The 22,096-nt window shown below is 50.6% G+C and carries 18 protein-coding genes and 1 riboswitch; all 18 genes read left to right on the forward strand.

The features are described 5' to 3' along the window. The first annotated feature begins 130 nt into the window (after positions 1 to 130). The 18 genes from CSR04_RS04765 (at position 131) to CSR04_RS04855 (ending at position 22,069) form a co-directional block, all read left to right on the forward strand. A complete protein-coding gene (locus CSR04_RS04765; RefSeq protein ID WP_102795115.1) occupies positions 131 to 736 on the forward strand; it encodes an ANTAR domain-containing response regulator in 606 nt (201 codons plus the stop codon). Positions 737 to 740: 4 nt separating this feature from the next. Further along, positions 741 to 1,832: a CmpA/NrtA family ABC transporter substrate-binding protein gene (locus tag CSR04_RS04770; protein ID WP_102795116.1), complete on the forward strand. Its 1,092-nt coding sequence runs from the start codon at positions 741 to 743 to the stop codon at positions 1,830 to 1,832. Positions 1,833 to 2,270: 438 nt separating this feature from the next. Further along, positions 2,271 to 3,740, forward strand: a complete 1,470-nt coding sequence (locus CSR04_RS04775) for a NarK family nitrate/nitrite MFS transporter (protein WP_102795117.1) — start codon at positions 2,271 to 2,273, stop codon at positions 3,738 to 3,740. Continuing rightward, positions 3,737 to 5,491, forward strand: coding sequence for a bifunctional protein-serine/threonine kinase/phosphatase (locus tag CSR04_RS04780; protein ID WP_102795118.1), 1,755 nt, complete (start codon positions 3,737 to 3,739; stop codon positions 5,489 to 5,491). The genes CSR04_RS04775 and CSR04_RS04780 overlap by 4 nt, the downstream gene beginning before the upstream one ends. 383 nt (positions 5,492 to 5,874) lie before the next feature. After that, positions 5,875 to 8,430: a nitrite reductase large subunit NirB gene (gene nirB / locus CSR04_RS04785; RefSeq protein ID WP_102795119.1), complete on the forward strand. Its 2,556-nt coding sequence runs from the start codon at positions 5,875 to 5,877 to the stop codon at positions 8,428 to 8,430. Positions 8,431 to 8,437: 7 nt separating this feature from the next. Beyond that, positions 8,438 to 8,815 (forward strand): nitrite reductase small subunit NirD, encoded by a 378-nt coding sequence (gene nirD / locus CSR04_RS04790; RefSeq protein WP_172449235.1) that lies wholly within the window; start codon positions 8,438 to 8,440, stop codon positions 8,813 to 8,815. Beyond that, entirely contained in the window at positions 8,815 to 11,544 is a 2,730-nt protein-coding gene (locus CSR04_RS04795; protein WP_245921365.1) for a nitrate reductase, read from the forward strand. The genes nirD and CSR04_RS04795 overlap by 1 nt, the downstream gene beginning before the upstream one ends. Continuing rightward, positions 11,541 to 12,419 carry a uroporphyrinogen-III C-methyltransferase gene (gene cobA / locus CSR04_RS04800; protein ID WP_102795120.1) on the forward strand — a complete coding sequence of 293 codons (879 nt, stop codon included), beginning with the start codon at positions 11,541 to 11,543 and terminating at the stop codon, positions 12,417 to 12,419. Before CSR04_RS04795 ends, cobA begins: the two co-directional genes overlap by 4 nt. Positions 12,420 to 12,425: 6 nt before the next feature. Then, complete coding sequence (locus tag CSR04_RS04805) at positions 12,426 to 12,746, forward strand: hypothetical protein (protein WP_102795121.1); 321 nt, start codon at positions 12,426 to 12,428, stop codon at positions 12,744 to 12,746. Between the two features lie 85 nt (positions 12,747 to 12,831). Then, a riboswitch (molybdenum cofactor riboswitch) is annotated at positions 12,832 to 12,967 on the forward strand. Beyond that, a complete protein-coding gene (moaA, locus tag CSR04_RS04810; protein ID WP_102795122.1) occupies positions 12,954 to 13,937 on the forward strand; it encodes a GTP 3',8-cyclase MoaA in 984 nt (327 codons plus the stop codon). It overlaps the preceding riboswitch by 14 nt. 11 nt (positions 13,938 to 13,948) lie before the next feature. Then, entirely contained in the window at positions 13,949 to 14,515 is a 567-nt protein-coding gene (mobA, locus tag CSR04_RS04815; protein WP_102795123.1) for a molybdenum cofactor guanylyltransferase, read from the forward strand. Next, positions 14,512 to 14,997 (forward strand): cyclic pyranopterin monophosphate synthase MoaC, encoded by a 486-nt coding sequence (gene moaC, locus CSR04_RS04820; RefSeq protein ID WP_102795124.1) that lies wholly within the window; start codon positions 14,512 to 14,514, stop codon positions 14,995 to 14,997. The genes mobA and moaC overlap by 4 nt, the downstream gene beginning before the upstream one ends. After that, a complete protein-coding gene (gene moaD / locus CSR04_RS04825; protein ID WP_102795125.1) occupies positions 14,994 to 15,239 on the forward strand; it encodes a molybdopterin synthase sulfur carrier subunit in 246 nt (81 codons plus the stop codon). Before moaC ends, moaD begins: the two co-directional genes overlap by 4 nt. 63 nt (positions 15,240 to 15,302) lie before the next feature. Beyond that, a complete protein-coding gene (moaE, locus tag CSR04_RS04830; protein ID WP_216362507.1) occupies positions 15,303 to 15,770 on the forward strand; it encodes a molybdopterin synthase catalytic subunit MoaE in 468 nt (155 codons plus the stop codon). 1,421 nt (positions 15,771 to 17,191) lie between these two features. Continuing rightward, positions 17,192 to 18,109, forward strand: a complete 918-nt coding sequence (locus CSR04_RS04840) for a hypothetical protein (protein ID WP_102795127.1) — start codon at positions 17,192 to 17,194, stop codon at positions 18,107 to 18,109. 96 nt (positions 18,110 to 18,205) lie between these two features. Beyond that, positions 18,206 to 18,562, forward strand: coding sequence for a hypothetical protein (locus CSR04_RS04845; protein ID WP_102795128.1), 357 nt, complete (start codon positions 18,206 to 18,208; stop codon positions 18,560 to 18,562). Positions 18,563 to 18,962: 400 nt separating this feature from the next. Beyond that, positions 18,963 to 19,370, forward strand: a complete 408-nt coding sequence (locus CSR04_RS04850) for a hypothetical protein (protein ID WP_102795129.1) — start codon at positions 18,963 to 18,965, stop codon at positions 19,368 to 19,370. 98 nt (positions 19,371 to 19,468) lie between these two features. Next, on the forward strand, positions 19,469 to 22,069 hold the full coding sequence (locus CSR04_RS04855; RefSeq protein ID WP_102795130.1) for an AAA family ATPase: 2,601 nt from the start codon (positions 19,469 to 19,471) through the stop codon (positions 22,067 to 22,069). The last annotated feature ends 27 nt before the right edge of the window (positions 22,070 to 22,096 follow it).

Genomic DNA, 22,096 nt, shown 5'->3' on the forward strand with positions numbered 1-22,096 from the left:
TATGGAATCTATCGTTAATAGCGTTACTTTGGTGGAAGAATTGCCTTAGCACTATGATTTTAAAGACTAAAAACAAAGTGGTGCGCATTTTGCGAAGGCCTCACTACTATTTTTCAGTTAATCATATTGAATGCCGTCAAGCGATGCGTGTTTAGAAAAACCACTGGATATTCTGCTGATTGACGATGACTTGGACAGGGCAGCCGCCTTTCGCTCCGCATTGGATAAATCACGTTATCAGGTGTCGCATCTGGTCAGCTCCCGCACCGCCTTGCTAAAAGAGGTGGACAGGCTGAAACCCGATATTATTGTGATCGATATTGAGTCACCGGATCGGGATATTCTGGAGAGCCTGAGCACCTTATCCAACTTCAACCCCAAACCAGTGGTGATGTTCTGCGATCAGGAGGACACCGGACTTATCAATCAGTCTGTGCAATCCGGCGTCAGTGCCTATGTGGTGGGAGATGTCAGTAGCAGCCGGGTGCGCTCAATTCTGGATGCGGCGGTCGCGCGCTTCAACCAGTTTCAGCATCTTAAACAAGAGTTGGACGAAACCAAGCGTAAATTGGACTCCCGCCGTTTGATAGACAAAGCCAAACACCTGTTAATGACACAAAAGTCCTTAACCGAACAGCAAGCATTCAGCAGCCTGCGCAAAATGGCCATGGACAGCGGACAAAAAATGGAAGATGTCGCCAGAACATTGATTTCTTTATTTAACACATTGGATTAAATAGATGTCTACAACTGACAAAGCGCCGCTTGAAATAGGTTTTATGCCCTTAACCGACAGTGCGCCATTGGTCGTCGCCAAGGAACTGGGTTTCTTTGCGCAATGTGGCATACAGGTTAACCTCAGGCGGCAAAACTCCTGGGCGACCTTGCGGGATAAGTTGCATGCAGGTGTGCTGGATGCGGCACAGATGCTTGCGCCGATGCCACTTGCCAGTCGGCTTGGGTTGGGGGGCACGCAACGCCAATTTATCACGCCGTTTGTGCTGAGTTTCAACGGCAATGGTATTACGCTGTCCGAGCGCTTGTATCAACAGGTTACCAGTCTGAATGCAATGTCCTGCCGAGCCCCAGCTATGCCGTTGCCAGCCGAAAGCTTGCGAGCCGTGATCCGTCAGCGGCAAAAAGCCGGGCAGAGTAAACTGCGTTTTGCCACGGTTTTTCCCTTTAGTTGTCATTTCTATCAGCTTTGCGACTGGCTGCGCAGCGGGCAAATTGTACCTGGGCAGGATGTGGACATTCAGGTGATCCCGCCCACCAGTATGGTGGCTGCTTTGCATGAAGGCAGTGTCGATGGTTACTGTGTCGGTGGTCCATGGAATGCCAAGGCCGTCAGGGTAGGGTTGGGGGTCACGGTGGTCACGTCCTGTGATATCTGGCCGGATATGCCAGAAAAAGTGTTGGGGATGCTGCAAAGCTGGCAAACACATAATCCCGACAGTTGCCAGGCCTTGTTACAGGCATTGGATATGGCCTGTCGTTGGCTGGCATTAGTGCCCAATCGCTTCGAAGCTGCGCGAATACTGTGTGATGAGGCATACCTGCATGCCGATCTGGATGTCGTGGCACCCGCTTTACTGGGCAGTTGTTTGGTGCAGGAGTCGGTGGCGCCCAGGTATATACCGGCCTACAACCGGTTTGCTAGCTCTGGCGAGACGCCGGACAATTGTCCCAACCCTGGCTATGCAGAGTGGTTTTTGTCTCATATGCAGTCATCTGGACAGCTGCAACAGAATATTGCCGGTCAGAATATTGCGGCCGAGGTGTACCGGGCCGATCTCTATCAAGGAGTATTTGCCGACAAGCTGAACGCTTGATTGCACTGACGCGGGGCAAGGTTGCACTCAAACCGACAAGTTGCTCCCTAACCTGTGACAGTGAATTATTATAACTTTATGATAAATATACAAAAAATATTCTGGCATTCAATCTGCATTAGCTGTCAGGCAACAAGTGGAACGGTACAACTCCGCCAATGGGAATTGCCGGACATGGCACTGGTATCGCGGCAAAGACGCTGCAACGGCAACAATAATAATCAGAGCCGCCAGGCCCAATAACAATAAGATACCGCCACCGCCAATCAGGCCCAGGTCTGTTGGTTTAACAACTTAGTGAGTCGGTCGTTTGGCAATGACGCCTGCCACCGACAAGGCAACGAAGCCCGGAGCGCTGTGCATAGCACGGCCTCTGGGCTTTTTTTTGAACTCAATATAGCCGGGCAGCCTGGGTATGGCGGGATGCGGGAGTGAAAAATGACATCAGCAGACACATTTAACTTATTGTCGTTCAAGGGCAGGATGAAGATATTACATCTGTCCTGGATGGCTTTTTTTATTACCTTCTTAGTGTGGTTCAACCATGCGCCCTTGTTACAGGCCATTGCTGTCGACCTGGGGCTGGACAGTCAGCAGATTAAAACCTTGTTGATCCTGAATGTGGCGCTGACCATCCCAGCCAGAGTCGTGATAGGCATGCTGACCGACAGGTATGGGCCAAGACGGGTGTACTCTGTATTGCTGGCGGTCTGTTCGTTACCTTGTCTGGCCTTTGCCCTGGCAGACAATTTTATTCAGGCCGCCATTGCCAGATTTTTGCTGGGCTTTATTGGCGCCGGTTTTGTTATTGGCATTCGCATGGTCAGTGAATGGTTTCCCAGCCATGAGTTAGGCACAGCCGAAGGGGTGTATGGCGGTTGGGGTAACTTTGGGTCGGCCGCCGCTGCTTTCAGTTTACCCGCGTTGGCCTTGCTGTTTGGCGGCGATGCAGGCTGGCGTTATGCCATCGGCCTGACCGGCCTGCTGAGTCTGGTTTTTGCCTTTGTGTATTATGCCAATGTCTCTGATACCCCCAAGGGGGCAACGTATTTTAAGTCACGCCAAAGTGGGGCCATGGAAGTGACCAGTCGGCAGGATTTTTTTCTGCTGCTGATTATGAAGCTACCTATGTATGGCGCATTGGCTCTTTTGATCTGGAAACTCTCTGCCAGCGGTGTTGGCCTGCTGCCTGACAGTTTTTGCCTGCTGGCTTATCTGGGGCTGGGGGTATTGTATGGCATCGAAGTGCAGCAAGTCTGGCGGGTGAATAAGTCGGTGTTTTCAACCCCAGTGCCGGAATTGCACCGTTATTCCTTTAAACAGGTGGCAGTGTTGAACATCCTGTACTTTGCCACCTTCGGCTCGGAGCTGGCAGTGGTGTCCATGTTGCCGTTGTTTTTTGCCGAAACCTTTGCCTTGGCGCCGTTAGTGGCAGGTATGGTGGCATCGGCTTATGCCTTTATGAATTTGATGTCCCGACCTGCCGGCGGTTGGTTGTCAGATCGTTTTGGCCGAAAATCCGTCTTGCTGATCCTCACCGGCGGACTGGCGCTGGGTTACCTTATGATGAGCCAGGTCGATAGCAGTTGGCGGCTGCACTGGGCCATTCTGGCGGTTATGCTTTGCTCTTTCTTTGTGCAATCTGGCGAAGGCGCGGTGTTTGCTGTTGTGCCGCTGATTAAGCGCCGCCTGACCGGCCAGATAGCCGGTATGACAGGTGCCTATGGTAATGTCGGCGCGGTTACCTACTTAACTGTGTTGTCGCTGGTGGATTATGCCAGTTTCTTTATGGTGATTGCGGCCACGGCAGTATTGGGGTTTATGGTACTGCTGCTGATGGATGAACCTAAAGGACATATGGCCGAAGTTCGTGAAGATGGTTCGGTAGAGTTGATCACCCTGTCATGAGCAACGCACCTGCAGTGAGCCTGGCTAACCCCGAGAGCCAGGCTAATACAACTGGCAAGTTGGACTTGTGTTTTGGTGGTGCCAGCCTAGCCGGGCAGAAAGTCATCAACGACGATGCCTTTGCCGCCCATTTACCCAGTGGCTGGTTGCTGCAAATCAAAGGTGGGGTGGCCTGCATTGCCGACGGGGCCAGCCATACCGGGCAGGGCCAGCAAGCGGCACAGTTAAGTGTGCAGCATTTTATTCAGGACTATTTGAGCACGCCCGACAGCTGGCCGGTTAAAACCAGTGCCGCCCGTATTCTGACATCACTGAATAACTGGCTGTATCATCATGGTCGCCAGGCACCAGGTCAGATGGGCATGTTAACCACTTTCAGCGCCCTGATTTGTAAGTCCAATACCGCACATATGCTGCATGTGGGAGACAGCCGTATTTACCGCTACCGGGGTGCGGAGCTTGAGCTGCTGACAATTGACCACCGGCTGAACCGGCCACCTATGCCGCTGTGCAGGGCGCTGGGCATGGACAACTATGTGGAAGTGGACTATCGCCAGACCGATCTTAAGCCAGGTGACGTATTCCTGCTATGCACCGATGGGGTGCATGATGTCTTGCCGGATGTGCGCCTTAAAGCGCTGCTTGGCAATCTGCAAAGTGATCTGGAAGCCGGGGCGCAGAGCATAGTGGACGCCGCGCTGACGGCCGGCAGTGCGGATAATATCAGTGCGCTGTTGCTGCGGATTAACAGTCTGCCACAGCAAGATGAGCAGGAAATATTGTCTCAACTCACCTCGAAGGTTATTCCGCCGGTGTTACAAAAGGGCATGACGCTGGATGGTTTTGTGGTGCGCCAGGTTTTGCATCATGGTATGCGCAGTCATGTTTATCTGGTCAGCCATAAAGACTGGCCTTGCCCTTTGGTGCTTAAAGCGCCGGCACTTAACCATGACGACGATGCCGTCTATCTGGATAGCTTTATCAAAGAACAATGGGTGGCGACAAGGCTGCAGCACAAAGGCATTATGAAAATGTACCCCGCACCGCCCAGTCGTTTTCTTTACCATCTTTGCGAATATCTGCCGGGGCAGACACTGCGCCAGTGGATGCAAGACCATCCCAGTCCGACCTTAGGGCAAATCAGACCAATATTTACGCAACTGGTAGACGTGCTCAGAGTCTTGCAAAGACAGGGGATGGTGCACCGGGATTTACGCCCGGACAATATCATCATCGGTGTGCAAGGCCAGTTAACCCTGCTGGACTTTGGGGCTGTGCAAGTGGCGGGCTGGCAGGAAGCCGGAGCCGCTGTGCGAGCGGACGAGCCGCGGGGCGCGATGGAATACAGCGCACCCGAATGCTTATTGGGGCAGCAGGCGAGCATGTATAGCGATCAATTCTCGCTGGCGGTACTGCTTTATGAACTGTTTAGCGGCAAGCTGCCTTTTTCCGCCCCCGCACTGTCTCGTAGCAGCCAGGACAAAGTCACGTCGCGACGTTATCACAGCCTGACGGCACACCGGCCGGATCTGCCTGCCTGGCTGGATTTAGTCCTGCAAAAAGCCACCCGCTTTGAACCGCGCCAGCGTTATGCCGCTCTGTCTGAATTTGCACAGGACCTGACTCAGCCCAGTGGCCGACTATTGGCCAGACAATCCAGCTTGTCCCTGCTGGAGCGGCAACCTGTGCGATTCTGGCAGGCGGTGTCGGTGCTATTGGCGCTATTGCTGGTTTGCCAGTGGCTGATATAAGGCATTTTTGAGGAAAAACGTAGGGTGCTGCACCAGTGAAGTGCAGACTTGCACCCAAGTGGTTTGCGATGACCTTGTTCAGGCCCGCTGGTTTCTTGTAATGCGTTGATAATTATGGAGTTAATAAGTTGGCATTATGTCTGCTTAATGGTTTTCAGCGCTAAGGCCCGGACGCTTGGCCGTCCACGGACAGTTAGATCCACCCGGCCTCTAAAGCCGGTGTATAACAGGTCGTCGCCGCGTTAATACAATTTGTCATACGACCCGCACAGACGATGAAGTCTGCTGCCGGGCCGGGCAACGAAGCCCACAGATACGCATCCCATCAGGGATGGACGGTCTGTGGGCTTTTTTATTTTGGGCCAAAACCCATGGAGTTGAGCATGAGCAACACAAAGAAAATACTGGTGGTAGGCAACGGTATGGTTGGCCACCATTTTGTTGAACAACTGGTCGGTGCCTGTCCGGGCGCAGAGATTACGGTGCTAAGCGGTGAACCCAGACTGGCGTATGACAGAGTGCATCTGTCGGAATTTTTTGCCGGTAAAAGCGTAGAGGATCTGATGCTGACCAGCGAATCCCGCTATCAGCAACTGGGAGTTCACTTTTTTTGCAATGCCTGGGTGGAGAGAATTGACCGCCAGGCCAAGCAGGTTTGGCTGAAAGACGGGCGCCATCTGGTGTACGACAAGCTGGTTTTGGCCACCGGATCTTATCCTTTTGTGCCGCCCATTCCTGGCAATGATCAGCCCCATTGCCTGGTGTATCGCACTATCGAAGATCTTGAGGCCATTCAGGCGTCGGCAGCGCAAAGTCGCGTCGGCGTGGTGATAGGCGGCGGGCTATTGGGGCTGGAAGCCGCCAATGCCCTGAAGCAAGCCGGGCTGCAAGCCCATGTGGTGGAGTTTGCCCCCCAGCTAATGGCGGTGCAACTGGATGAAGGCGGCGGTAAACAACTGCGCAGCAAAATTGAAGCGCTGGGTGTCAAGGTACACACAGATAAGGCCACGCAGCAAATTGTGGCAGGTAAGCACTGCCGCTATCAGTTGCAGTTTAAAGATGGCGAGGCACTGGAGGCCGATCTGATATTGTTTTCCGCCGGTATTCGCCCGCAGGATTCGCTGGCACGTCAGGCAGAGCTACAAACAGGCGAACGCGGCGGCATTATTATCGATGACCAGTGCCGCACCTCAGATCCCGATATTTACGCCATTGGTGAATGCGCGCTGTGGCAGGGCAGGATTTTTGGTCTGGTGGCCCCCGGTTATCAGATGGCCCGTGTGGCTGCCAGCCATATCAGCGCCGGGGAGCTGTGTTTCCAGGGCGCAGATATGAGCACCAAGCTCAAATTACTCGGGGTTGAGGTGGCCAGTATCGGCGATGCGCATGGGAAAACCCCTGGGGCCTTGTCTTACCAGTATCAGAACCAGCCGCTGGGCATTTACAAAAAACTGGTGGTAGATGCCAGTCAGCAAAGATTGCTGGGTGCGGTGCTGGTGGGTGACAGCTCCGATTACGATACCTTGCTGCAATATGCGCTCAACGGTATGGATCTACCGGAATTTCCGGAAAGTCTGATTCTACCCTCGGCGGGCAGCAAACCCGCATTAGGTGCCGATGCGCTCCCCATCACGGCCACTATTTGTTCCTGCCACAATGTCAGCAAGGGCGATGTTCTCAGTGCCATGGATGCGGGCGCTTGTGAACTTGGCGCGATTAAAAGCTGCACCAAGGCCAGCACGGGTTGTGGTGGCTGCGCCGGGTTACTGAAAACCCTGGTGGACGGTGAATTGGCCAAACGTGGCGTGGAAGTGAAAAAGGATATCTGCGAACACTTTGCCTATAGCCGCCAGGAACTGTTCCATCTGGTGCAGGTGGAAAACATCCGTACCTTTGAGGCGTTGCTGGATAAGCACGGTCAGGGATTGGGCTGCGATATCTGTAAGCCGGTAGCGGCGTCGATTCTGGCCTCCAACTGGAATGAGTTTGTGCTGGCCACCCCGCATGTGGGCCTGCAGGACACCAACGACACCTTTTTGGCCAATATGCAAAAAGACGGCACCTATTCTGTGGTACCCAGAGTGCCGGCCGGTGAGATTACCCCGGACAAGCTGATTGTGATTGGCCAGGTGGCGAAAAAGTATCGGCTCTACACCAAAATCACCGGCGGTCAGCGTATTGATCTGTTTGGCGCCAGAGTCGAACAACTGCCGGATATCTGGCGGGAACTGATCGCAGCTGGCTTTGAAACCGGCCATGCCTACGGCAAGTCGCTGCGTACGGTGAAATCCTGTGTCGGCAGTACCTGGTGTCGTTATGGGGTGCAGGACAGTGTTGGTACCGCCATTGATATAGAAAACCGTTATAAAGGGCTGCGCTCTCCGCACAAAATCAAAATGGCGGTATCCGGTTGTACCAGGGAGTGTGCCGAGGCGCAGAGTAAAGATGTGGGGGTGATCGCCACCGAAAAAGGCTGGAATCTGTATGTGTGTGGCAATGGTGGCATGAAGCCCCGCCATGCCGACCTGTTCGCCCAGGACCTGGATACCGACACCCTGATCCGCTATATCGACCGCTTTTTAATGTTCTATGTGCGCACCGCAGATCGCCTGCAACGCACCTCGGTATGGCTGGAAAGCCTGGAAGGCGGCCTGGATTACCTGCGAGAGGTGATTATTGACGATTCTTTGGGCCTGGCTGAAGCACTTGAAGCACAAATGCAGCAAATCATTGGCAGCTACCAATGTGAGTGGAAAACCGCTATCGGCTCTGAACAGAACCTTAAGCGTTTCCGCCAGTTTGTGAATGCTGATAAGCCCGACAGCAATATCCAGTTTGTTGAAGAGCGCGGCCAGTGGCGCCCCGCCAGCGAACAGGAAAAGCTCGCTTTCGCTGCTATTGATGTCCGCCAGATAAGCAGTGAACCCCAAAATGCCTGAGGAGCGCATGATGCAGTGGATAACCCTTTGTAAACTCGACGACCTTATCGACAATTCAGGCGTATGTGCCTATTTACCCGATATTGAAGGGCAGGGCAGGCAACTGGCTTTGTTTAGCCTTAGGCATGGCGATAAGCAGCAGCTGTTTGCGGTGGGAAACTGGGATCCTATTGGTAAAGCCAATGTGATCAGTCGCGGTATTGTGGGCAGTATCGCAGGGGAGCCGGTGGTGGCCTCGCCATTGTATAAACAGCATTTTTCGCTGCTCAGTGGCCAGTGTCTTGAAGACAACAATATCGCGCTACCGGTGTTTGCGGTCAGGCTCAGCGGTCAGGATGTGCAGATTGCTAATCCGTCTCAGCCTGTGACAAAAGGAGTGTGCTGATGCAAGCGGCCGCCCGCCTTTGTGCCACCACCTGTCCGTATTGCGGTGTCGGTTGCGGCGTGGATGCGCAGCTAAGTACCGATGCACAAGGGCAAAAACACTTGGATGGCGTGCATGGCACGCAGAACCACCCCGCCAATTATGGTCGGCTATGTATCAAGGGTAGCAAGCTACCGGAAACAAACGGCCTGCAGGGCAGACTCCTCAGCCCGACGATATATGGCCAGCCAACCAGCTGGCAGCAAGCTATCGACACCGCGGCGCAGGGTTTTACTCAAGCCATACAAAAATACGGGCCGGATTCGGTGGCCATGTATGTCTCGGGCCAACTGCTGACCGAAGACTATTACCTGGCCAATAAGCTAATGAAAGGCTATATCGGCAGCGCCAATATTGATACCAATTCAAGGCTTTGTATGTCCTCGGCGGTGGCAGGCTACAAACGTGCCTTTGGTGCCGATGCCATGCCATGTTGTTATGACGATCTGGAACAAACCGAGTTACTGGTGCTAATTGGCTCCAATGCTGCCTGGACCCATCCGGTGCTGTATCAGCGCATGGAGCGGGCCAGGGCCATAAATCCGGCGTTGAAACTGGTGGTTATCGACCCCAGAAAAACCGCCACTGCCGAACAGGCGGACCTTTTTCTGCCGATTAAAGCCGGTACCGATGTGGCGCTGTTTAATGGTTTACTGGCGTATCTGGCCGAACATCAGGGGCTGGATCAGGCCTTTATCCGTCAGCATACCCAGGGCTTTGCAGCCACATTAGACTGCGCCCGTGACTGGACCGTGGCAAAAGTGGCGCAGCTTTGTGAACTGGACAGCCGCGATATCCGCCTGTTTTATCGCTGGTTTTGTAACAGCCCAAGCGCGCTCAGCTTCTTTTCCATGGGGGTAAACCAGTCCAGCAGCGGCACCGACAAGGTCAATGCCATTATTAATTGCCATCTGGCCAGCGGCAAAATTGGTAAACCCGGTAGTGGCCCGTTTTCTGTTACCGGTCAGCCCAATGCCATGGGCGGCCGTGAGGTGGGTGGGCTGGCCACCATGCTGGCTGCGCACCTGGATATTCAGTCCGAACAGGACAGGCAGCTTTTACAGCAGTACTGGCAGTCCCCTGCCATGGTCAAAGCCCCTGGTTTACCTGCGCTGCAACTGTTCAGCCAAATGGCCAAAGGCAAGATCAAAGCACTGTGGATTATGGGCACTAACCCCATGGTCAGCCTGCCGGACCGTCAACTGGTGGCGCAGGCGCTAGGCCAGTGCGAGCTGGTGGTGGTATCAGACGCTGTGGCCAATAATGATACCCTGGCCTTTGCCCATATTGCGCTTCCTGCGTGTCCCTGGTCGGAAAAAGACGGAACGGTAACCAATTCCGAGCGACGTATCTCCCGTCAGCGAAGCTTTTTAGTGCCTGCCGGTCAGGCCAAGCCCGACTGGCAGATCCTCTGCGAGTTTGCCAGGGCCATGGGTTTTAGTGGTTTTGATTACGCCCACCCCAGTGACATTTTTGCTGAATATGCGCGGCTGACCGGGCTTGCCAATCAGGGACAGCGGGCGCTGGATATCAGTGGCCTGGCGGGATTAACGCAGCGTCAGTATGAACAACTGTCTCCCATACAATGGCCGGTGAATAGTCATAATCCGCAGGGTTGCAAACGTTTGTTCAGCGATGGGCATTTTTACACCCCAAGCGGCCGGGCCAATTTTGTGCCACTGACATACCAGCCGCCCAAGCAACTGACCAACGAGGCTTTCCCATGGGTGCTGAATAGCGGCAGAGTGCGTGACCAGTGGCATAGCATGACCCGCACCGGCACCGCGCCCGAATTGCTGCAGCATCAGGATCGCCCCTGGCTGGCCATGCATCCCGAGGACGCCGCCGTCATGGGTTTACAGGAAGGGCAATTGGTGAAGCTAAGGTCAAAATGCAGTGGTGAGGCACAGGTGATGCTGCAAATTAAGCTGGAAAGTAGCCAGCGGCGCGGTGAATTGTTTGCACCCATGCACTGGAACCAACAGTATTGCAGCCACGGCGCTATTGGCGCCCTGTTTGCCGCGGTTGGCGATCCTTTGTCATTTCAACCCGAACTTAAACACGCGGCAGTGGCGGTATTGCCGCAGCACTTCAGCCAATACGCCATCCTGCTGTGTCGCAATACTCTGAGTGCCGTGCAGTTAAATCAGTTGAGCCAATACTGGTTGCGCCTGCCCCTGGCTGGTGGGCAATGTTATTTGCTGGCCGGTAAAGATCGGCCCGATTGGCAAGGCATGTTGAGCGATTGGCTGGGCGCAGAACAAGGACTGGGGCTGAGCGGCCAGCACACCGGCTATGTGGCCCTGCACGGCCAGGCACTGCACTGGGCCTGGCAGATAAGTGAATTGCCCTGGCCGGTGCTGCCAAGCGCCTGGCTACAAAGCATGCTGGATAACGATGCGTTGGATGACTCTGAGTTGTCCGCCTGGTTAAGGGCGCAGCCCCCCGCGTCTTTTATGCAGGGCAGGCAAGTCTGCAGCTGTTTTAAGGTGCATGAACAGGCTATTTGCCAGGCCATAAGTGATGGGCATAACAGTGTGCAGAAGCTTGGCCGGTACCTTGGCTGTGGCACAGGTTGCGGCTCCTGTAAACCAGAGCTGGCCAAGCTGTTGAGCAGTCAACAGCCAGCCTCAGCCAGCCGTTTGGCGCTGGATACACAAGCGGCGATTATCTTTCAGGAGGCTATATGAGGTTGTCGTTGTTTAAATCCCTGCCATTTTTACCCCAGGCTATACACCGACGTTGGGGCTTTCGCATGCTGCTACCTGGCAAAAGCCAACAATCTGGCAGGGTCTACCTGGTGGGTGCCGGACCTGGCGATGCCGAGTTGCTCACCCTCAAAGCCTGGCGATTGTTACAGCAGGCCGATTTGGTGTTGTATGACGATTTGGTCAGTGACGAGTTACTGGCCATGTTACCGGCAAAACTGGATAAACGTTATGTGGGCAAACGCTGTGGCGTCCACAGCCTGAGTCAGCAGCAGATCTGCCGGTTGCTGGTTACCGAAGCGCAGGCAGGCAAATGCGTTGTTCGTTTAAAAGGCGGCGATCCCGCTGTGTTTGCCCGTAGCGCAGAGGAGTGCGCGGCCCTGGAAAACGCCGGAATCGCTTTTGCCATTGTGCCGGGGATTACCGCCGCTTCGGGTTTGTCGGCATGGTGTGGTATCCCCCTGACGCACAGAGACTGCGCGCAATCGGTACGCTTTATTACCGCCAGAATGAAATGTCCGCAAAGCGAACCCAACTGGGCCAATCTGGTGCTGGGCAGCAAAGAGGGGGAAACCCTGGTGTTTTATATGGGATTAAACCGACTTGATTTAATCTGCCAGCGATTGGCCGGGCATGGCATGGTGGCGGATATGCCGGTGGCGGTGGTGGAAAACGTCAGCCAGCTTAATCAGCAAAGGGTAACCGGCCAGCTTGGTGATATTGCCGCTAAGGTGGCGGCCAGACAATTCCAAGGGCCTGCCCTGATTGTGGTGGGCGAGGTCGTCAGGCACAGGGTAAAGGTCAGTCCGGCGCTGCTGGATCAAGCCGCTGCCTTATCAGGCTACAGGGGGTATTGATATGCCATGCAGGGTTTTATCACTCCGCTGGCGACCTTGCATAAGTTTCAGGGCTTTGCCGATAAGTTTTTGTCTACCCCGGCCGGGGGCATAGACGACCAATGGCTGAAACTGGCAGCTAAGCTGTCTGATATAGAGCTTTCATTGATCTATCATAGCTTTAGTGCCGCCAATGGTGGGTTGGACTATGGACGGGAATGGGACGCCCAGGCCAGTGTCTGGTATAAACGGCATTATCAGTTTCTGTTAAAACTGGCCCGCTATCAGGCCGATGGTTTTGCTACGGATACCAGTAAACTTTGGTTGCAAATGAGCGTGGTTTATTAGTCAGGATGCATAGATCAACCGATGCGGGATCAGCTATGCTGAAGGCGTTTGCAACTATGACCGCCAAACCCCGGTCAGGATAACAGACAATATTAACTACCGAGCCGTTACACCTAAGCCAAAGGTATGGTGTGACGGCCGCAGGTCAACATGGCCTGCCAGGGTTGCAAGAGAAATCGACCAGCCTCCCATATTTGGAAAGGTAAGATGCAAGAAAACAACGCTCTTATAGACAGGTACGGGCGCAGGTTTCGCTATCTGCGGCTGTCGATTACCGATGTCTGCAATTTTAAGTGCAGCTATTGTTTGCCCGATGGTTATCAGTGCGACAGCGAGCGGGATTTTCTTCGGCCAACTGAAATTGCTACCCTGGTCAGCGCCTTCGCCGGCCTGGGTACCCGTAAAGTGCGTATCACCGGTGGCGAGCCGTCGCTACGCAAAGACTTGTCAGAGATTATCGAACTTTGTGCACAGACACCGGGTATTGAGCAGGTCGCCATGACCACCAACGGTTTTAAGCTCAAACAGCAGGTGGCCTGTTGGCAACAGGCCGGGCTGACAAAGCTCAACCTCAGTATCGACAGCCTGGATCCGCGCCAGTTTAACGCCATTACCGGCCATAACAGTTTGCAAGACATACTTGCAGGGTTGGAAGATGCGCTGGCGCTGGGACTTGAGGTTAAGGTTAATGCGGTGCTGCTGAAACCCTATAGCGAAGGGCAAATGCACAGCTTTATGGCCTGGCTTAAATCCATGCCGGTGACCCTGCGTTTTATTGAATTAATGCAGACCGGTGATAATCAGCTTTACTTTAAACACAATCACCTGTCCGGCCAGCCGATTAAACAGCAATTGCTGGAGCAAGGCTGGGTGCAGTTACTGCGCGATAATACCGCCGGCCCTGCACAGGAATTTTCCCATCCGGACTATGCCGGTCGAGTTGGGCTAATCATGCCCTACAGTAAAGATTTTTGCAGTAGTTGTAACAGGTTGCGCGTATCAGCCCTGGGCAAACTGCATTTATGTTTGTTTGCCGAACAGGGGCTGGATTTACGCGCGTTGATTCAACAGGGAGACGTGGCAGCGCTGCAACAGCAACTGATGGACTTATTAGGCCATAAAGAAGCCAGCCACTGGCTGGATCAAGGTTATACCGGCGCTACCCGTCACCTTGCCATGTTAGGCGGGTAACGGAGGACGATATGTTAACAGGAATGGTACTGGCGGGCGGGCGTTCAAGCCGCATGGGCCAGGACAAAGCCATGATGGAACTGGGCGGGCAAACGTTGTTGGCCCGGGCCACCATGTTACTGGAACACACCGGTTGTGACGAAGTACTGGTCAGTCGTAACCAGCCGGGTTATGTGCAGGATCTGGTCTGTGAAGCCGGGCCACTGGGTGGTATCTATACGGTGCTGCAGCAAATTCCCAGCCGTGGTGGCCTGCTGATTGTACCGGTGGATATGCCAGCCCTGAGCACCGGTTTATTGCAAGCGCTGGTGGAAGTTGGCCGCATCAGCGGGCGGCCCTGCTGCTATCAACATTGCTATTTGCCTTTATATTTGCCGGTCAGTGCCACCACCTGTGCCATAGTGCATCAGGAATTACAGGAAGGCGGTGGTTCAGTCAAATCCCTGCTTGATCATTTCGGCGGCATTCAACTGGTGTGCCAGCGTCCCAGCCAATTGCAAAATATTAATTGCCCAACAGACTGGCAGGGTTATACCAGCCAGTTCGCCCCAACCGAGAAGGAAGCCATTCGACCATGAGTCGACTTAGTCATATTAATAGCCGCGGTGAAGCCAGTATGGTGGATGTTACAAACAAAGCCGTGACCCAGCGCAGTGCCATGGCCGAAGGCTATATCTGCATGTCAGATGCCACCCTGCAAATGATTAGCCGCGGCGAACATGCCAAGGGGGACGTATTTGCGGTGGCACGTATTGCCGGTATTCAGGCCGCCAAGCAAACCGCCAACCTGATCCCCTTATGCCATCCATTGATGTTATCCAAAGTGCAGGTGGACTTTGACCTGCAGCCGCGGCATGGCCGGGTCAGGGTCAGCAGCTTATGTAAGCTGGCCGGTCAGACCGGCGTGGAAATGGAAGCCCTGACCGCTGTGTCGGTGGCGGCCCTGACCTTATTTGATATGTGCAAAGCGGTGGACCCGGCCATGTGTATTGAAGGGATCCGGGTACTGGATAAACAGGGCGGCAAAAGCGGCCACTGGCAGGCGGAGCAACTGGCATGATTAAGGTGTTGTTTTTTGCCCAGCTGCGCGAAGTGCTGGATTGTGCCAGTCTGGAACTGGATACCAATGTCAGCAGCGTCGGTGAGCTACGCATAGCGCTGATGCAAAAGGGCAGGGACTGGCAGGAATTTCTGGCTGCGGATAAGGCCCTGGCGGCGCTGAATCAAACCCTGGTGGCAGATGATGCAAGGCTTAAAAGCGGTGACGAAGTGGCGTTTTTCCCGCCTGTCACGGGTGGTTGATAAGCTCTGGCAGGGCTTGGTATTGGGAAAGGGCACAGATGAGTCGACAGATGGGTGTTTACTGTGGCTAAGTTACAAGAGCAAGACCATATAGCGGTGCAAAATCAGGACTTTGACCTGGCATTGGAATACCAGGCGCTGACCGAGGCTAACCAAAGCGATGGTGCGGTGGTGCATTTTGTCGGCCTAGTGCGGAATAACAATCTGGGCCGCCAGATACAAGCTTTGGAGCTGGAGCATTATCCGGCTATGACCACTAAGGCGCTCACCGAACTGGTGGCCGAAGCGCGCCAGCGTTGGCAATTGGGCCGAATCAGGCTGATTCACCGGGTGGGTAAGCTGAGCCTGGGTGAACAGATTGTGTTTGTCGGGGTCACCAGCACACACCGTGGCAGCGCCTTTGCTGCCTGTGAGTTTTTAATGGACCAGCTGAAAACCCGGGCTCCGTTTTGGAAGAAGGAATATACCAGCGAGGGGGCGCATTGGGTGGCTGCTCGGGATTCTGATCGGGTTAAGGCTGGGGAGTGGTAGGTATCGTTTTTCTGGTTGTTACGCTGAATACTTATTTACCACGAAGGGCACGAAGAATACGAAGGGAGATAAGTAAACCTTCTTTGTGTTCTTCGTGTGCTTCGTGGTGGAACATGACATCTCTTTTCTTAAGACGCATTTTCTACTCATTTGCTCCCAATAAATTGCCCGCCTTTAGCAGCGCCCCGAACCAAATTCTCTGTGTTCTTTGTGGCTCTGTGGTTATTTATGAGTTTTGGGACAGATTTTTTCACCACAGAGGCACAGAGGGCACGGAGAAGGGCTTGAATCATTTGGATATCTTTGCGGTGAGAGGTTTCGTGTTTTTTCGTGCAGTTCGTGGTCAAAGTGTGTTTAGAGGCTAGATCACCACGAAAAACACGAACGGCACGAAAAGGTTTCTCGCTGTGACGCTGTGGAAAACCATCAAACTACTATTTACCGTGGAGGCGCAGAGAGCGCAGAGTTTTTAAAGGCATGGATTGAATTGGCTCCTGCTTTTCTCTGTGGACTCGGTGGCTCTGCGGTGAGGTTTCTCGTGTTTCTTCGAGTGGTTCGTGGTGGTTAAATGGTCACCTGTGAAAGGCTTGGATACCTGACCTCCTTGTCTTATATGACACGCCGTCCTTGGCGCGCCAGTCCCATTTCTTTGATACGCCTCAAAGAAACGAGACGCAAAGAAAAGGCGCCCGCTGGATTCCCAACTACGTCAGTCCAGGGCGCTGCTAAAAGGCGGTCGTGAAAACGACGTTCCAGACGCGTCTTCCACTCAATTTTCTCCCAGCAAATTGCCCACCTTTTAGCAGGGCCCTGAACCGACCGGGAATTTTTAAGCGGGGGGCAAAGCGGCTCGGGCCGCTTAAGGGGATACAGCAGTTGATGTATAGGGCTTTGTCTTCAGGCATTGATATTGTTGTTCCGTTGCACTGGCGGTAGTGACAAATCGTGTAAAAACAAAGCATTCCCTTAGAATACAATTTCCATTAGCATCAACCGGACCAAGAATAAGATTTATCTGACCGTCCAACAGACGTTTATCTGTCACGGACGACATGACAGATAAAACGTTAAACTGTTATAAGTCTTAAGGTTGGTATGCCAATATTTTTCCAGGCGCTACTATTTGTTGGCTTTACGTGCATCATAATCTCGACGGCACTGGTATTCATTTTTAAGTTACCGGATACCAGTGCGCTTAACCTTTTGGCTAAAGGCAGTTTCGTTTTTCGTAACTTGCAGGACCACGTAGCTGTCAATTGGATAAAACCAATATACTCAATCACTTACATTGGTTTAAGTTGTATATTAATAGCAATGTTGGGCTTGCTGATAGCCAATGTATAAGACTTATAACAAGTTAAACCATCGGAAAACCACTCGCTACGCTCGCGTTTTCCGCTGTTTAAAGCGTTAGATGCCATATGACAGATTTCCCCGAGAGTGTAAGGGTCGCGATGGACATAAAGTTCCATCAGCCAATGACCGTTTACTGCCTTCAGCGGGATGGCAGGTTTCCTTTGGCCTTTGCCTCCGCCTCAATGATTCTTGTAGATCGCAACATCATCTCTACAGCAAAAAGCATTTTGTCCGGGAGTGAGCGGCACGATATCGCTGCGAATAAATGGTGGTTCAACTTCGTAAATAACAAGCGCTACACCTTAAACCCAATTCTTTGTGCTATTGAGGGTAGCAAGGGTGGAGCGCCGTCTTACCAGCACTTCGTAGCTGAGTTCAACGAAGCGCAGAAAGTTCTGGGTGAGGCGTTCCCTGAGGCGAAGCTGGTGAACTTTGAAGAGCAGCACTTTCAAGCCAGCTATGGGATTGTTCGCGGCCTCCAGCAAAGATATGAATCGGACATTGCATTTTTGTTGAGCGTTTCTAAGCACCTTCATGCCATCACAGCATCGCGCTTGCTCGAAAAAGTTGAAGGTGTACTGTTTGAATTATGCGCGAAATTAGATCCAAAGCCGTCTCCATTTGTAATGTTAGCTGCACTCTCTTCGCTATACGAAAGTGCGAGCGGAGAACAGCCCAGTATTGGAAGGAGCATTATCAAACCAAAGCCACAGTACGCAACAGCTGACGCGCACAATGCAGTATCAGACTTGAGGTCGTTAGAACTCCTTCTATGCACTTTTCAGTTTCAAAGTCCAGCCGCCACGTTCTGCACACGGGATAAGGCATTAACCGAATTTTGGGTTGCCATTAAGGCATCCGAGGTCTGTAAGAGCGGGACTGGGATTTCATTCCATGCCAAATTGGAGCCTGAGCTATTCCCGCGTCTACCGGTGGAGCGTTTGGGACAGTTGGCTGAAAGGTTGGTGCAGAATGGCTTCTAACAAATCGCTGCAGCTGACATTTAACCTGCCACCTACTTTTGCTACCGCAAAAGCAGGCATCGCCTCAAATGCAGCTGAGCCGAGGCGTTCTGTGGCATGGAGTGGCAATTGAACATCGGAAAGGTCTTTAAGTTCGCTGCAATTCTATTTCTGGTACAAGTAGCTGTTAGTACCGCGGTTACTCTCATTACAGGCCCAGATAATCTGAGTAGCTCCGGAGTCCAGGAATACATGCTGTTCATGCATCTGCCAGTGTTGCTCTTTTCTGTGTTTGTATTCGGCGCTTTTGCCTCAAAACAAACTGAGAAGTTGTGGTTGCATGGCTTAGTGATTCTTATCCTCTCGGAGAGCTTTGGCTTTGTGGCTATTTCCCTACTCATGCAGGAAGTTTATCTGGCTCCAACCTGGCCATTTGAATTGTCTGTATTGTTAATTGCTCTCATTGATCAATAGGGTCAGTGACATTGATATTGGTAATTGGGCAACTGAGCCAAAGCTTTGCCACTAAGCGGCTCGGGCCGCTTAAGGGGCATCATCGGTTTATTTAACTGACAATTGGTCTTCCAACAGCCAACCAACTTTTTACCGCTACAAGTGCGAGGATTTCGGCGCATATGGCACCTTGTGATAACGACTTTAAGCTGTGTGTTGATAAAGTTCCGGATGCTGAGCCGAATGACAGCAATGGCGCGGAACACGTCCGCTTTGCCCCGGCAGCATCCTGGGGCAGCCTAAAAAACTCTTGCTAGGCAACGGGTTATAAGCATGCTAAAAAATGACTATGTAAAAGTACGGCGAAACGCCGTGTTTAAACACGGCGCTTCGCCGTCTAATAATATTGTTAGGAGTCAATTTGAAAGTCCATCATATACTTGAAGACCTCAAAAGAGCGTTCGAGATGAATGAAGAGTTTAAATCTTTTGCTGTAGGTTTTGCCGAGTATACGGAAGATAAAGATGGGACAATTTATCTTAAGGATATCGAGGCTATTGACTGGGATGAGGACGAAGAGTTCTTTTTGATACCATCAGGTATTGCGAAGCACTATGCACTTCAGGCTAAAAATTATACTGCGATCGGTCTTTACGAAGAGTTAGTATCTTTACCTGATATTCATGAGTACGTCGTATTTGCTCGCTCTAACACAAAGGTTGCAAAGGACGGTACGGTTGCATCAATTAACTCGCCTACTTGGGCAACAAATTATTTAACTAAAGACAAAATTATATATTTTCAGCATGGTGACAGCCTTGACTCCTAACAAGCGCAGTCACAATCGGCCACTGCGTGGCCTGGACCTCAACCGCTGCGCGGGTTTCGGCCTGTGCTGCGAGCGTTATACAGAGAAACTGGTAAGATATGGAAGCTAATATAATAGAAGAAGTAAAAACCCTTGAAACAGAAGTTAAAGAGTTTGCTAATTCTCAACCGTATTGGGCAAAATATCTGTGTTCTGAAATCTTAGCAGGCAATGAAATTACAGATACCATAATAAATACTTCGTATTCTTATTTGCTTGAAAAATTGGGTCTTAAAGAAGAAACCGACAAGGCCGAAATTTCCATTTCCTACAACCCAAATGCTTCTGATGACTTTAAAGAAAATTTATACTTTGTTTCTCTGACAAATGTTGAAGGCGTTAATGCACTTACCGAAAACCAAACCATTGAATTAACACCTAGTCTAACTATCATTTATGGAGCTAATGGCGCAGGAAAGTCTGGGTATGTTCGACTTTTGAAAAATGTTTTTTACTCAAAAGATAAGGTAGACATTCTTCAAAATATCAATATTGAATCAGGGCACAAACCAATTTCTGCAACATTTAATTTTTCTACAGATGGAACTAGTATTTCATTGAAATATCCTGGCGATACTGGAAACGGGATATTTAATCAATTTGCTGTTTTTGATGGAGATGTTGGTAAGAAACATCTTAGTATAAGAAATGATTTTAGTTTCCGTCCTGCTGGCTTGCAGTTGTTCAATGAATTTAATGCAGCTTTAGAAAAATTAAACGCAAAGCTTAACAGCGATGTTCAGAAAATAAGTATAGCAAACCCGTTTGCCGATGATGATATTTTTCAGGGAGAATCTGAAATCAAATCTTTTTTAACTCAGCTTTCTCATAACTCAAAGCTGGAAGAGTTAAAAGCACACTTGCCTTATACGGATGAGGAAAAAGCAAAGAAAACTCAACTGGACAAACAATATGACGACTTAAAAGTCGCTCTCGCTCAAAAAGATAAAGCACTCAAAGAATTGCAAAGCATAAAAACGCAATTAGCAGATCGAAAAAAGAATTTAGAAACTCTAAATTTATGGTTCAATCAAACGCAGTTAGCTGCGGTAGTATCAGCCATCACTGATTGCAAAACAAAAGAAAGCAGCGCCAAAAAAGAAGGTATTGAAAAATTTAAAACCGATAAAGTTCAAAATACCGGCTCTACAGAATGGAAACAATTCATTCAAGCGGCTGAAAAATTTGCTTCGACTCAAGGTGAACGCGAATATCCTGAAATTGGAGACAACTGCTTGTTATGTCATCAATCAATCAGCGATGATACACCTAAAAACCTGATACGCAGTTATTGGGAATACATAAAAAGTGTGGCTGAACAAGAAGCTAAAATAGCGAACGAAAAGCTTGCTAAATTTAAAAATGGCTACGAAAAGCTAGACTTTAATCAGTTTCCAGAGACTGACACACTGACTGTTTGGTTAAAAGAAAAATTCGAAGCTGATTTAACAAAGCTCAAAGAAGAACTAAAAAATCAAGCAACAATTAGCCAAGCGCTTATTTCAAACATCAATGCAAAAAAAGACTTACCACAAGTAGAAGTACAACTCGATTTAAGTCTATTAGATGTCATCAGTGTAGAGGTTGATAAAGACATTAAAGCGTTTGAAGAAGATGAACAAACTAGAAAATTAGCAGAACTGCTAAAACAAAAAACATATTTAGCTCATAAAGAGAAACTAGAAGCCAGATATACTGATATTGAAAAACTAAATAAAAACTTAGTTTGGGTAAACAAAGCCAATCAATTCAACAAACAAAGCTTTAAGTCACAGTCAACCAAAACAGAAAAGCGTTTGTCAAAAGAATATTTCAACACCGATTATATCAACGCATTTAATGATGAATGCGAAAAACTGAACGGAAAGTTCGGAATTGAAATAGATGCAAAAAGCTCAGACGCGCAATCAAACCGCCAACTTTTTCTTAAAGGGAAAGACCCTTCTGCAATTTTGAGCGAAGGAGAACAAAAAGTAATTGCACTTGCCGATTTTATTGCAGAAACCAATATCACCCCAATCAATAAGGGAATCATTTTTGACGATCCTGTTAACTCTCTTGACGAAGAAAGGAAAAGTGTTATTGCTGAGCGGCTTGTTTATATTTCCAAAAAAAAACAGGTTGTCATTTTTACGCATGACTTAGTCTTTGTTTCCAGTTTAATTAATTATTCTACAGATAAGAGCCTTCTGCATGAATGTCACTGGATTGAAAATAGAAATGGAAAGCCTGGGCAAGTTTGGTTGAGAAATTCCCCAACTTATGAAAAAGTTTACCGCAATGCTGAACCTGTAAAGAAACTTTATACTGGGGCAAACAATGATGAATGCGCTCCCGAACAAAGAGAGTTTTTGGTAAAAAGTGGATTCACCGCTTTACGTACTTGCTATGAGGTATTAGTTATTAATGATTTATTCAAAAATGTTGTTCAGAGATACAATGAACGAGTAAGTGTTGATAGTCTTTCCAGTGTCTATTTTGACGAGACGTTGATAAATGAACTCCTTGATAGTTTCGCTCAATGTTGTAGATATATGGAAGGGCACACCCATAGCGACAAGTATGCCTACAAAAAGCCAGAGCCTTCTCATCTCAATGAAGAGATTGAGAGGTACGAAACTATAAGAAAGAAAATCAGGAAATATAAAAAAAATGTATAACAAGTCACAGCAGCGGAACGCTAACGC

Origin of the sequence: Bowmanella denitrificans, assembly GCF_002887595.1 — a bacterium.
GTDB classification, from domain to species: domain Bacteria; phylum Pseudomonadota; class Gammaproteobacteria; order Enterobacterales; family Alteromonadaceae; genus Bowmanella; species Bowmanella denitrificans.

Excerpts from the sequence above, each read along its gene's own strand:
- moaC (WP_102795124.1), top strand. The coding sequence starts at position 14,512 with ATGAGTCGACTTAGTCATATTAATAGCCGCGGTGAAGCCAGTATGGTG.
- nirB (WP_102795119.1), top strand. The coding sequence starts at position 5,875 with ATGAGCAACACAAAGAAAATACTGGTGGTAGGCAACGGTATGGTTGGC.
- nirD (WP_172449235.1), top strand. The coding sequence starts at position 8,438 with ATGATGCAGTGGATAACCCTTTGTAAACTCGACGACCTTATCGACAAT.
- CSR04_RS04770 (WP_102795116.1), top strand. The coding sequence starts at position 741 with ATGTCTACAACTGACAAAGCGCCGCTTGAAATAGGTTTTATGCCCTTA.
- moaA (WP_102795122.1), top strand. The coding sequence starts at position 12,954 with ATGCAAGAAAACAACGCTCTTATAGACAGGTACGGGCGCAGGTTTCGC.
- CSR04_RS04775 (WP_102795117.1), top strand. The coding sequence starts at position 2,271 with ATGACATCAGCAGACACATTTAACTTATTGTCGTTCAAGGGCAGGATG.
- CSR04_RS04795 (WP_245921365.1), top strand. The coding sequence starts at position 8,815 with ATGCAAGCGGCCGCCCGCCTTTGTGCCACCACCTGTCCGTATTGCGGT.
- CSR04_RS04845 (WP_102795128.1), top strand. The coding sequence starts at position 18,206 with ATGGAGTGGCAATTGAACATCGGAAAGGTCTTTAAGTTCGCTGCAATT.
- CSR04_RS04840 (WP_102795127.1), top strand. The coding sequence starts at position 17,192 with ATGACAGATTTCCCCGAGAGTGTAAGGGTCGCGATGGACATAAAGTTC.
- moaD (WP_102795125.1), top strand. The coding sequence starts at position 14,994 with ATGATTAAGGTGTTGTTTTTTGCCCAGCTGCGCGAAGTGCTGGATTGT.
- mobA (WP_102795123.1), top strand. The coding sequence starts at position 13,949 with ATGTTAACAGGAATGGTACTGGCGGGCGGGCGTTCAAGCCGCATGGGC.
- CSR04_RS04765 (WP_102795115.1), top strand. The coding sequence starts at position 131 with ATGCCGTCAAGCGATGCGTGTTTAGAAAAACCACTGGATATTCTGCTG.
- CSR04_RS04805 (WP_102795121.1), top strand. The coding sequence starts at position 12,426 with ATGCAGGGTTTTATCACTCCGCTGGCGACCTTGCATAAGTTTCAGGGC.
- CSR04_RS04855 (WP_102795130.1), top strand. The coding sequence starts at position 19,469 with ATGGAAGCTAATATAATAGAAGAAGTAAAAACCCTTGAAACAGAAGTT.
- CSR04_RS04780 (WP_102795118.1), top strand. The coding sequence starts at position 3,737 with ATGAGCAACGCACCTGCAGTGAGCCTGGCTAACCCCGAGAGCCAGGCT.
- cobA (WP_102795120.1), top strand. The coding sequence starts at position 11,541 with ATGAGGTTGTCGTTGTTTAAATCCCTGCCATTTTTACCCCAGGCTATA.